Genomic DNA, 12,502 nt, shown 5'->3' with positions numbered 1-12,502 from the left:
ATGCAAGATCGGAACCCAGGGGCTTGGCATGCGACACAGAGAGCTTGGCAAGAGCGGTATCAAGGTCTCGGCCATTGGCCTGGGCTGCTGGGGCATGTCCGGCTCTTATGGACCGGCCGACGAGGCGGAGTCGTTGGCCACGCTGCGCCATGCGCTCGACCGCGGGGTGGACTTCATCGACACCGCCGACTCCTACGGCGACGACGGCCACAATGAGGGGCTCGTTGGGAGTGCCCTGGCGGGCCGACGCCACGAGTTTGTCCTGGCGACCAAGACGGGGTGGGTCAAACGTGTCGGGCCGGATGGCACGTCGACCGTTGGTGTCGATGGGCGCCCCGACCGGATCCGCTCAGCCTGTGAGGCGAGCCTCGGCCGGCTGAAGACAGACCGGATCGACCTCTATTACCTCCACCGGATCGATCCCGACGTGCCGGTCGAGGAGTCGGTCGGCGCCCTGGCTGAACTGGTTACCGCAGGTAAGGTCCGCGCCATCGGCCTGTCCGAGGTTTCGCCCGAGACGCTGAGGCGGGCCCATGCCGTCCACCCGGTCTCCGCGCTCCAGTCTGAGTATTCGCTCTGGACCCGTGAGCCCGAGGCGACGGTCATGCCGGTGTGCCGGGAACTCGGGATCGCGTTCGTGCCGTTCAGCCCACTGGGGCGGGGCTTTCTCACCGGGACGCTGACCGATCGCGGTCGGATTGCCCCCGGCGATTGGCGGGCCAACAACCCGCGCTTCACCGAGGAGAATATCGCCAGCAACCAGGCCTTGCTCGAGCCGCTGGAGCAGATCGCCAAGGCCCACGGAAGTACGCCCGCTCAGGTTGCCCTGGCCTGGGTACTGTCCCGAGGGCCGCAAGTCATTCCCATCCCCGGGATGAAGCGGCGGAGTCACCTCGACGAGAATGTGGCAGCGACGGAACTCGATCTGACGCCGGATGAACTGACCCGCTTGGACGATGCCTTCCCGCCCGGTGCGGCGGCTGGCGACCGGTATACGCCGGAGGTCGCACGCTGGGCCGGCCGCTAGCCCAAGCGAGGCCGGCGCATATTCACGACTCGCGACCGTAGATGCCCAGTGGCAGTCGTGCCTGCTTGCACCGGGTCGATCTTCCCGAGCGGCCAGGCGAGGACGATGGGTGAACCGACGAGTCGTCCGACGCCTTGGCCTTCCATCAAGGGTTTGTGCGAGTGGCCTCGAAACCGGCGAAGATCGCTTGAAGCCGGGTGGAACCCAGCGGACCAAGGTCGTGTCGAGTTGATTGGCGTCCCGCAGTCGATGAAGAGGTGGAGCGATGCATTACGAGTTCGTCGCGATTCCCGAAGTGGATGCGCCGGTCGCCGCCGATCCGGTGTTTCAGCACCTGATCACAACCTACGTGAGCGAGACGAACAAGACGGTCGGCGTTTGGCGGGCAATCCCCGATGATCTGTTGGAATTCAAACCTCATGTGAAGGTGAATACGATCCGGGCGATCCTGATTCATCAGGTCCTCTCGGAGCGGCGGTTCTTTGCTCAGTTCGTCGGGACCGAGGAACCGCCAGTGAATGACTTGCTGCCGCCGGGCGATTCCCCGACGGTCACCGCTTACATCGATAAGTACGTCGGGTTGGCGAAGGCCCGCTTGCCCCAGTTCGCGGCGGCGAGCGCAGGGTGGTGGCTGGAGGAGCGGCCCTTTTTCGGCGGGTTGATGCGACAGCGAATCTGGACGTTCTGGAGGCGGGTCCTTCACACCTGCCACCACCGGACCCAGGTGCAGACCTGGCTCCGCATGGCGAACGCCCCGTTGACCCCGGCAATCTACGGGCCGTCCGGGGACGTGAGTTGGGACGAGGCCGATCCGACCTATTCCCTCGAAGCCGCCGACCGTGGCGCGGGCAAATCGGGGTGACTCCCTCGGAAACTCGGAGCGTCGGAATCGATTTCCAACCTGTTTCCGAGGGGTCACCGATTCGCCGGTCAGTTCGACTTCGGAATATGAGTCCGTTGTCGGGAATTAGACCGCATTCCAGGATCGGTTTATCCTCCGAATCGGGATTCTCGTGGAGCGCGATACGCAATCTTGAGTTCGGGAGTCTCGATACGTCGATGTCCATCGACTTTGGAGTCGAGTAGGCGGTCGAGCATGGCGCTGCTGATCTGAGTGCGTTCGACGGGGTAGGGGGCCTTTCCCGACAGGATCATCTCCTCGATCTGGGCCACGAGGCAAGCCGAATAGGTGACGTTCGGTTTGGGGGAGAGGAAGAACTGGGTCGAGAGGATTTGCCCTCCCTTGAGACGAGCTGCGAAGGTGTAATCCTGGAGTGCACCGTTGAGCATGAGCAGGGTCGTGCGAAGGCCATCGTTCCGTTCGACCAAGTAGGCCGCTGGGTTCTTGACTAGCCTGGGAAGTTCTCCATTGTTGGCCAGGTCCTGGGGGCGAGAGTCAAGTTCGGAATACCCCTGCAAGGAGTCGCTCCTGGAGAGGGCGGCTTCGAGGAGACGTTTCGACCACAAGCCGTCCTCGCCGGCCTTCCAGACGGCATCTCCCTCGAGCAACTGCACGGATTTGATGCCGGTTTCCCCCCCTTTGCGGCGCTCGACCATGCACTGCATCGCTTCCAGGGCGTGGTAGTCCATCGGATCGGAACCGCCGACGCCCACCATGAGGGCGTCCTCGATCACCTCATCGTAGGGAACCTCGACCGCGGGCAGGCGCCACGTGACGGGCAATGACGATCCTGCCAGGAAGGGGAAATTCAGTCGTTTCGAATCCGCGACCATCCGTTCGGCCTTCTCGGCGCTGTAGGAGAGGTGCTTGTCGTTGTAGACCGGAACCACGCGGCCGTCTTTTTCAAAGACGTCGATGGCTTGCTGGAAGAACTCGTAGCGGGGGTAGAGGATCTGGCCTTTCTTGTTGTGAGGATATTTGCCGTGTTCGCAAATAATCACAACACCATCGACGGCCAGCTTGTCTCCGCCGCATCGTAACGTCTCGGCGATGGTTGGATAGACCTTGAAGCCGTGATCGGCGGCACGTTGAGCACTGAGGTCGCCCTCGGGCTTCTGGTCGACGTAGAGGGAGACCACATCGATCGGGGGTTTGTGCCACCGGCCATGGCGGGGGTAGCCCACGAGAAAGCGATCACCCATATGCTGACTATGCGAGAGATAGGTCCAGACCGAGGTGATAATCGCGATCTTTTTGCGGGCCGGTGGCTCGCCCAGAGCGGAGTTGACCAGCCAAGGAGCCACGCCCGCTGCCGCCAGAAAGTTTCGTCGGGTGAGCATTCACGATCTCCAGAATGTCGATTCGGCGGTGGGTTGGTATTGGACGGCCAGGTGCGGGGTTTCCAGGCGTTTCTGCTTCTGGAACAGTGACTCGACACCGCTGGCGGTCATGCCGGTCGTGAGCAACGTGCGTTCGATGGGATAAGGGGATTTGCCGGTGAGAAAGAGGGACTCGATGTGATGGACCAGGGGGCTGAAGAAGTTTCTCATCGAGTAGTACGGGAGGTAAAACTGGACGGAGAAGATCTCATTCCCCTTCAGGCGGGCGGCGGCATTGCAATCCCCGACCACCCCCTCCGTCTGCTTTCGGCGTCCTGCCTGGAACTGGATGATGCTTGCCTTGAGTCCATCAGCGTACTCGAAGCGGTAGGCGTACGAGTCCGGGGCAAGGCGACGGAGGTCGTCGTTGGAAGGATAAACGTTGTTGTAAGTGGGCCGAGCGGGAATGAGCTGATTGCTGCGGCTCAGGCAGGCTTCCAGCAACTTTGGATCCCAACCGCCAGCGTCCCACGAGCCGGACTCGAGCGCTTTCCAGAAAGCGTCCCCGCGCAACGCCTGAACCGCCCGCACGCCGGTCTCACCGCCGCGGCGACGTTCCACGATTGACTGTAAGGCTTCGATGACATGAATGTCACCGTCATCGATTCCCCCATTCCACACGCCGACGGCCTCTTCGACCTCCGCGCCTCGAGGCAAGTCGATCGAAGGTTGCCGCCAGGTCACGGGAAGCGACGAGCCGGCCATGAGCCCAAAACCCATGGTTTTGGCGGTTTCCACCATTTCTCGGGCGTGGTCCCAACTCCATGACAGGTGCTTGTCGTTAAACAAGGGGGCCGTCTTCCCGGTCTGACGATACACATCGACGACTTGCTGGAAGTACTCGTAGCGGGGATACAGGTGTTGCCGTTTCTCGTTGGTTGGGTACTGGCCATGTTCGCCGATGAGGAGGACCCCATCGACGGCCAGCGTACTCCCACCGCATTTCAGAGCGTCGGCGATGGTGGGGTAGATTTTCATCTGCGGGTGCCGCTTGGCCCGCTCTCGACTGAGATCGTTTTTCCCGACCTGTTCGACATACAAGGAAACCACGTCCATCGGCGGACGATGATGCTTCCCCTCCCAGCCATAGCCATCCAGGAATCGATCAATGATGTGTTCGGAATGTGAATATTTATGAAAAACCGTGGTCAGAGCGGCGATCTTCGGCCGGTGCTGGGCCGACCAACCGGCGCTTCCCAGAACCAGGGTCGATGCTGCTCCCGCCAGAAAATCCCGACGTGAATACCTCATTCAGTGAATCTCCCGATCGAAACCGGACGCGCCCGACTCAGTCGTTCCGTGCTTCGTCACCCAATGATCGTGGCATCTCAAAGGTAAACTCCACCATCGCTTCCAACGCGAGTGTCGTCGACCATCCGAAAGCCGTCACTCTCCCAGCGGCCGACTGCAATCCCCCCAAGATTAACGGGAGCAGGAGGAATATCCAACAAAGCTGCAAAAAATGTCTTACGGAATCGAATGCGGCCGATCCTCTCCCCTGTCCTCATAATCGAGGTCGCTGGCGTCGGGCGACGGGGTTGTCGCCTTGCCAGGGGGCGCAGGGTATGGTGGGACGTCAAGTGGGACGGCTGCCCGATCCGGAATGCGTGCTTACGATTCTGACCGGGCTTCCGCTCGATAAAACGACGCCCCACGTTGTAAGAAAAGAAAAAATAAAGAGGAGTGGTCGTATGCGACTCGGCCTGATCGGTTCAACGGGCCATTGGCAGACCTATGCGCCCGCGTTGAAGCTTGTTCCCGGTCTGACTCTTGTCGCGGTCGCCACGGCCGGGCCTGAGGAGACCACCGGCGCCTTCGACCATGCCCCCGGCCAGACGATGGACACGCGCCGCTATGACGACGCGCGGAAGATGCTCGATGCCGAGCGCTTGGATGTGGTGCAGGTCTGTGGCCGTTGTGATCAAATTCCGGTTTGGGTCGGCATCTGCCTTGAACGCGGGCTGCCTGTCATGGCGGAGAAGCCGTTGGCGATGGACTTGCCCGCGCTCGAGGGCCTTTTCCAGGCCGCGACGAAGACGAAGGCGGCCCTCGTCCCCATGCACACGATGAGGGGGGTGGCGGAGTTGGCGGCCGTGAGGCAGGCGGTTCGTGGCGGCGACATCGGCGATCCTTTGATGAGCTTTAGTCAGAAGACCTACAAGTGGGGCAAGTCCCGCCCGGACTTCTACCGCAGTCGCAAGACGTTTCCGGGACTCGCGCCCTGGGTCGGCATTCATGCGTTCGACTGGCTGCACTGGATTCTGGGGGATGTGTTCACGGAGGTGATGGGGCGAGAAGGAACGACAGCGCGACCGGAATATCCAGCCTGCGGCAGCCAGGCGGCCTTTGTGTTAACGATGGGCAACGGCGGCGTCGCCTCGGTCGCGCTCGATTATCTGCGTCCGGCCCACGCGCCTTCGCATGCCGACGAGCGGTTGCGGATCGCCGGGACTCGTGGCGTCATCGAGACCGCCTTGGTCGAGCGGAAGGTGACGCTCAGCACCACCGACGGCCCGGCTCGGATTCTTGATCTGCAAAAAACCGAAGATATCTTTACGCAATTCGTGCGATCGTTGCGTGGTGAATCGCCGCTACCCCTCACTTTGCACGAAGCCTGCCGCATCACGGAGATCGCCATCAAAGCGCAACAGGCGGCCGATACGGGACATGTCGTCTCCCTCCGTGATTCCCCTTATCGTAACAGGGTCTGAGCCGAGGTCGGGGAACTGGAGAACATGGTAATCTGCGGGCAGCAGTGATTAACAGTGGTGAATGTCGAAACGGTCGAAACAAAAACCTTGCTATTGATATCAGCGAGATGATAATCTCTCTGGAGAATCGAATCTGATTCCTTGAGCGGTTGGCTCACGATCAAGAATCCTTCGGACGAGGGCCGGAGGGCCCTTGGCACGGAGGTCGCCGTACATTGATTGATCGACTTCGGACAACAGTGGAACAGGGATTCGAATCCTCCAGCGGTGTTCGGCTGGAGCCTGTCCACAGGGAAAGTCTTCGCACGTCCCCATCTCCACCTCAGTTGGGATGCGCGGCGCGCTCGCGCGGGCATTTAACCAACCAAACGGCCGATGCTACGTACTCGTCCCATCGCGGCCGGTACGCCGGCGTCGAGTGGCTGAACGCCCCTGACTCGTCCGTTTGCCGCCGGCTCCCCCGCTGGCACTCCGACTGGCGTCGCCCGGTATCAAACATCTTGGCTCCCTCGCCATGAGCAAACCCTTCGGGGAAGCGAGCCGATTCTTTGGCCATCCTCCTCCGTCCGGGAACGGATTCAACGTTCGGGGAGTGTAAGGAGACCCTCGAATGAGAGCCCTTCTAAGACTCGGCGAGCGGATCCGAATTCTTAACAATCGACATGTCTCAGCGCGTAGGCAACGCTCCGGCTCCCACCGCTGGTCGCTGGAGGCGGGGATCTTGCTGGAGGATCGCTGTCTACTCGCCCCGGTCTGGATCTCTCAGGGGCCGAATGTGATCCAGAACGGCCAGGTCGAGGGAATGGCCGCCCAGCAGAACCCGGTTATCGGGGCCGCGCAGTCGGTCGTGGCGCATCCGACCAACTCGAACATCCTCTGGGTCGGGACAGTCAATGGTGGTGTCTGGCGGACTGATAACGCGACTGCTTCGAGTCCGAGCTGGACCCCTTTGACCGACTACCTCCCTTCGCTCTCGATCGGCGCTCTGGCGCTCGACCCGACCGACGCCACCAGCAATACCCTGGTCGCCGGGATTGGCCGATATAGCAGTTTCCAAAGCGACGGCGGATCGCTGACCGGCCTCATCCGGACCACCGATGGCGGCAACTCCTGGTCGCTGATGGGGCAGTCGGTGCTTTCCGGGCGGCGGGTTTCGGGGGTCGCCGGGCGGGGCAACCTGATCCTGGCGTCGTCCACCAGCTTCACGATTGGAGGGGTCACCAATGAGGGCCGGCTGGTGCGGTCGACCGATGCCGGCGTCAGCTTTTCGGTCGTCTCCGGTACGGGCGGTTTACCCACCGGTCCGGTACTCGACCTGGTGACCGACCCGGCAAGTCCGGCCACCTTCTTCGCCGCCACCACCTCGGGAATCTTCCGGAGTACCGACGATGGGGTGAACTGGGTGAATGTCACGCCCGTCGGGGCGCCGATCAGCAATGCGAGCAGTAACCTCGAGATGGCCGTACATTCCAGCGCGACTCAGCACGTCGTGTATCTCGGAGTCCTGAACAATGGCCGGCTTGCGGCCATTTATCGGTCGGAGACCGCCGGCAACGCGTGGACGGCGATGGATATCCCCGAGGTCGTTGAGGTGGACACCAACCCGATCACGGGCGCAACAAACGCCGCGCCGATCGTCGTCACCTCGGCGAGCCACGGCCAGCGGACCGGCGACCGGGTCCTGATCTCCGGAGTCACGGGCAACACCGCGGCGAACGGAACCTGGACGATCACGGTCGGGAACGCCAACACGTTTTCGCTCAACGGAAGCACCGGGAATGGAGCCTACGCCGGCGGGGGCGTGTGGCGGGCCGTTCAAGGGCTCGAGCCCGTAAGGCCCATCGTACCTGTGATGGAGGGAGAGGACATCTCTGGTGGGCAGGGGTCGATTCACTTCTCGATAGTTGCTGACCCGACCAATCCCAATGTGGTCTACCTCGGCGGTGATCGCCAGCCCTTGAGCCGTGGCTCCAACACCGGTGGCTTCCCCAACGCCATCGGCGCCACAAGCTTCACGGGCCGACTGTTCCGCGGCGATGCGGCACAGCCGTCGGGAAGCCAGTGGACCCCGCTGACACATAACTTCGCCGATCCCGACGGAGTCGGTTCCGGCCTGCCCGGCTCGGCGCCTCATGCGGATAGCCGCGAGATGACGTTCGACGCCGCGGGCAACTTGATCGAGGCCGACGATGGGGGCGTCTACCGCCGCTCCAATCCGACCTCGAGCACCGGCATCTGGACCTCACTCAACGGCAATCTCCAGAATACGGAGATCTATGCCGGTGGCCTCGCCTATGACCCGCTCAACAATATCCTGGTCGGTGGCGCCCAGGATACCGGATCCAGCCAGCAGTCCGCCGCCGGCAGCACGACCTGGGTCACACTGAACCAGGCGGACGGCAGCGTGATCCAGACGGCCATCGTGGGCGGGAATTCGGTACGCTACTCCAGTTCGCAGACCCTTGGCGGTTCGCCCGGCGGCTTCCGCCGCCGCACATACAACGGCAGCAACACGCTGCTCAGCAACGTCGCCGTCGGGCTGAACGTCGTCGGACTCGGTAACCTCTTCAGTGTTGACAGCGGAGCCCAGTTCCTCAATCCATACGAGCTCAACGCGGTCGACCCGACGCGCATGTTGATCGGGACGGCCAACGGCCTTTATGAGTCGTTCGACCAGGGCGACAACCTGAACAAACTCGACCTCGGCGCCGGCGTGACCCCCGGTTTTACCCGGTCGCTCGCCTATGGCGGGACCGGTAACGCCGCGGTTATCTACTTCGGCGGCAACACCCCCGAGACCCAACTGATGGTTCGGACCGGTGCCGGCGGTCCGTTCACGCTCCTCTCCACGTTCCCCGGCTTTTATACCCGGGATATCGCGGTCGATCCGAGCGACTGGCGGATCGCCTATCTCATCGACTACAACGGTCGACTCTGGCGGACCACCGATGCCGGCGCCACGTCGGGCGGCTGGACCGAGCTGACCGGCAACAATAACTCCCTCGATGGCGATGCTCGTTCGATCACGGTCATGCCAGGTGTCGTGATGGTCGGTGGCCGAAGTGGCGCCCACTTCATGAGGACTTCCCAGCCGACCGTCTGGCGTGAGTTGGGGACCGGGATGCCCAATGCGCCGGTCAATGACTTGCGGTATAACGCGACGGACAATGTGGTTACTTCCGGCACGTTCGGCCGCGGCGCCTGGATGATCAGCAATGTCGCTGCCGAGTTGAGCGATAGCCTCGCCCCCACCGCCGACATCCTCGACGTGGCCCCCGATCCCCGCAGCACGTCCGTCATGGCGGTGGGCATCACCTTCAGTGAGGCCGTCAATGGCTTCGACCTGAGTGGCCTGAACCTGATCCGAGACGGGGTTACGCTCGCGCTGAACGCTGCGATTCAAACCCTCAGCACCACCGACGGCATCCACTGGATCCTCGGTAACTTGGCGAACCTGACTTCAGCGGTGGGACTGTATACGCTCACCCTGAATGTTGCCACCTCGGGCATTTTCGACGGTGCGGGCAACGCACTGACCGGCTCCGTCGCGGATACGTGGACCGTCACCACTGCTCCGCCCAATGATAACTTCGCCGCCGCGACGCCACTCTCGGGCACGCCGGTCTCGGTCGCCGGTTCCAACGTGCTGGCGACCGGCGAGTCAGGTGAGCCGGACCACGCTGGAATCTCAGCGCCTCTGCAATCGGTCTGGTGGAACTGGACCGCGCTGGTTAGCGGCCCTGTGCTCATCGACACTCTGGGCAGCGAATTCGACACGACGCTGGCCGTCTACACGGGCACCGCGCTCAACGCTCTGACACTCGTTGCGAGCAACGACGATATCCCTGGCATGAGCCAGCAGAGTCGAGTTACCTTCACCGCCGTTGCCGGGACCATATATCACATCGCAGTCGACAGCTTTGGCACCCTCAGTGGCCCGATCACGCTGACCATCAGGCCTCAGCCCTCGGTGTCACTGACGTTGTCGGGCAACCCACTGGCCGAGCCGGGCGGAGTGGCGACGGTTACTGCCACACTCTCCGGAGTGTCGAGCCTGCCCGTGACGGTGAACCTGGCCTTCACGGGCACAGCCACACTGAACAGTGACTACACTCCCTCGGCGAACCTGATCACCATCCCGGCCGGTCAGACCAGTGGCAGTCTCACGCTCACCGGGGTCGATGATGCTCTGAATGAAGGATCAGAGACCATTGTTGTTGATGTTATGAGTGTGATCAACGGACTCGAATTGGGGACACAACAGGTCACCGCAACCATCACCGACGACGAGAGGGTCCGGTTTGTTGACGGCGGCGGTCCAGGCTACTCAGAGGTCGGTCCGTGGGTGGGCTTCACTGGCGGTTACGGCGGGACGGCTCGCTATGTTGGCCCGGGCACCGGCTCGAGCGTCGCCACCTGGCTGCAAACAGGGCTGGCTCCTGGTAACTACGAGGTGCAGGTTACCTGGCTGGCCGGGGGCAATCGCGCGAGCAACGCGCCTTATCGGATCTACGATGGCAACACGCTGCTGAAGACCGTCCGCATCGATCAGCGCACAGCGCCGTCAGGCAGTGTGACGTCTGGTGGCGTGACGTTCCAGACGCTTGGTTCCGTCGTCATCACCGGCACCACGCTGCGCATCGAGCTGGCCAATGACGCCGATAACTACATCATCGCCGACGCGGTACGGATCGGCGATCCCATACCATTTGCGCCGATCATCGGCGACGACGGGCAGGCTAGCTATCATCAGTCCGGTCCGTGGTCGGGCTTCGCAGGCGGTTACGGGGGGACGGCTCGCTACGTCAGCCCGGGCACTGGCTCGAGCGTTGCCACCTGGCTGCAAACAGGGCTGGCACCTGGCAGCTATGAGGTGCAAGTCACCTGGTTGGCCGGGGGCAATCGCGCGAGCAACGCTCCCTATCGGATGTACGATGGCAGCACGCTGTTGAAGACCGTCCGCATCGATCAGCGCACGTCGCCATCAGGCAGTGTGACGTCCGGTGGCGTGACGTTCCAGACGCTTGGTTCCGTCGTCATCAATGGCGGCACGCTACGCGTCGAGCTGGCCAACGACGCCGACGGCTACCTCATCGCCGACGCCGTACGGATCGGCGACCCCACGCCATTTGCGCCGATCATTGGCGACGACGGTCAGGCTGGCTACAGCCAGTCTGGTCCTTGGTCGAGCTTCGCGGGCGGTTACAGTGGGACGGCTCGCTACGTCGGCCCGGGCACCGGCTCGAGCGCCGCCACCTGGTTGCAGACAGGGCTGGCGCCTGGAAGCTATGAGGTGCAGGTCACCTGGTTGGCGGGCGGCAATCGCGCGAGCAACGCTCCCTATCGGATCTACGATGGCAGCACGCTGTTGAAGACCGTCCGCATCGATCAGCGCACAGCGCCGTCAGGCAGTGTGACGTCCGGTGGCGTGACGTTCCAGACGCTTGGTTCCGTCGTCATCACCGGCACCACGCTGCGCGTCGAGCTGGCCAATGACGCCGATAACTACATCGTCGCCGACGCCGTACGGATCGGCGAACCCACAACATTTGCGCCGATCATCGGCGACGACGGGCAGGCTGGCTATAATCAGTCTGGTCCTTGGTCGAGCTTCGCAGGCGGTTATGGCGGGACGGCTCGCTACGTTGGCCCGGGCACTGGCTCGAGCGTTGCCACCTGGCAGCAAACGGGGCTGGCTCCTGGTAGCTATGAGGTGCAGGTCACCTGGCTGGCGGGCGGCAATCGCGCGAGCAACGCTCCCTATCGGATCTACGATGGCAACACCCTGTTGAAGACCGTCCGCATCGATCAGCGGACGGCACCGTCTGGCGGTGTGACGTCCGGTGGCGTGACGTTCCAGTCGCTCGGTTCCGTCGTCATCACCGGCACCACGCTACGCGTTGAGCTGGCCAACGACGCCGACAATTACATCATCGCCGATGCCGTAAGGGTTTCCGCCGCGATCGCCCTGCCAGATACTGGTGGAACGATCTCCCAGGCCGACGGAATCGGTAAGGCCAAGGTCGTTGGGAGTGCGATCGACACCAAGGCCGGCGGATCCGAGCGTTTCAAAAAGTGGTTGGGAGAGCGTGAGGGACTTGCCCACCAGCGCTTGCGAGCGGTCGATCACTTTGAATCGCTACATGAGAGCCACTTGCAGGCTCCCCAGGACTCATCCATTGCCTGGCCGGGTGATTGGTCATTGAAAAAAGCGATGATCCGTGACCGTGCGAAAAACCCGATGGCTCGTGTTGTCTCCGCAACGGTTTTTCGTTGAAATTCACCACGGACGGACCCGCTCCTTTTTCAGTGTTTTCTTAGGCCCAGTCGCGGTTCGTTGAATAATTTGGGGCCACTGCTTGGGTGAATTCGCCGAACACAGGATCGCATTGAACGGCGTTAGTCGTTACGTATTCGATTTGACGTATGCCTTTATGTTATTCGCGAATGACATTATTCTGGCAGTGGCAATGCCTCCGCGATA

Annotated in this window: 6 protein-coding genes; 4 read left to right on the top strand and 2 right to left on the bottom strand. The window is 62.3% G+C overall.

Annotation, left to right across the window (positions count from 1 at the left end; translation table 11 throughout):
- Positions 1–28 precede the first annotated feature (28 nt).
- Positions 29–1,027 carry an aldo/keto reductase gene (locus V5E97_RS35580; protein WP_406696280.1) on the top strand — a complete coding sequence of 333 codons (999 nt, stop codon included), beginning with the start codon at positions 29–31 and terminating at the stop codon, positions 1,025–1,027.
- Between the two features lie 265 nt (positions 1,028–1,292).
- A complete protein-coding gene (locus V5E97_RS35575; RefSeq protein WP_406696279.1) occupies positions 1,293–1,889 on the top strand; it encodes a DinB family protein in 597 nt (198 codons plus the stop codon).
- A 128-nt stretch (positions 1,890–2,017) separates the two neighbouring features.
- Here the strand turns inward: V5E97_RS35575 and V5E97_RS35570 are convergent, their stop codons facing one another.
- Positions 2,018–3,268, bottom strand: a complete 1,251-nt coding sequence (locus V5E97_RS35570) for a hypothetical protein (protein WP_406696278.1) — start codon at positions 3,266–3,268, stop codon at positions 2,018–2,020.
- Positions 3,269–4,558: a hypothetical protein gene (locus V5E97_RS35565; protein WP_406696277.1), complete on the bottom strand. Its 1,290-nt coding sequence runs from the start codon at positions 4,556–4,558 to the stop codon at positions 3,269–3,271.
- Positions 4,559–4,998: 440 nt separating this feature from the next.
- Between V5E97_RS35565 and V5E97_RS35560 the strand changes: the two genes are divergently transcribed.
- Together V5E97_RS35560 and V5E97_RS35555 are read left to right on the top strand one after the other, a co-directional pair.
- Entirely contained in the window at positions 4,999–6,018 is a 1,020-nt protein-coding gene (locus V5E97_RS35560; protein ID WP_406696276.1) for a Gfo/Idh/MocA family protein, read from the top strand.
- A gap of 610 nt (positions 6,019–6,628) precedes the next feature.
- On the top strand, positions 6,629–12,295 hold the full coding sequence (locus tag V5E97_RS35555; protein ID WP_406696275.1) for a golvesin C-terminal-like domain-containing protein: 5,667 nt from the start codon (positions 6,629–6,631) through the stop codon (positions 12,293–12,295).
- Positions 12,296–12,502 lie beyond the last annotated feature (207 nt).

Origin of the sequence: Singulisphaera photorubra, assembly GCF_045290345.1 — a bacterium.
GTDB lineage: Bacteria > Planctomycetota > Planctomycetia > Isosphaerales > Isosphaeraceae > Singulisphaera.
This window is presented reverse-complemented; position numbering and strand designations above follow the sequence as displayed.

What these genes read in the sequence shown, in the direction of transcription:
- V5E97_RS35580 (WP_406696280.1), top strand. Translation starts at nt 29, where the DNA reads ATGCGACACAGAGAGCTTGGCAAGAGCGGTATCAAGGTCTCGGCCATT.
- V5E97_RS35575 (WP_406696279.1), top strand. Translation starts at nt 1,293, where the DNA reads ATGCATTACGAGTTCGTCGCGATTCCCGAAGTGGATGCGCCGGTCGCC.
- V5E97_RS35570 (WP_406696278.1), bottom strand. Translation starts at nt 3,268, where the DNA reads ATGCTCACCCGACGAAACTTTCTGGCGGCAGCGGGCGTGGCTCCTTGG.
- V5E97_RS35565 (WP_406696277.1), bottom strand. Translation starts at nt 4,558, where the DNA reads ATGAGGTATTCACGTCGGGATTTTCTGGCGGGAGCAGCATCGACCCTG.
- V5E97_RS35560 (WP_406696276.1), top strand. Translation starts at nt 4,999, where the DNA reads ATGCGACTCGGCCTGATCGGTTCAACGGGCCATTGGCAGACCTATGCG.
- V5E97_RS35555 (WP_406696275.1), top strand. Translation starts at nt 6,629, where the DNA reads ATGAGAGCCCTTCTAAGACTCGGCGAGCGGATCCGAATTCTTAACAAT.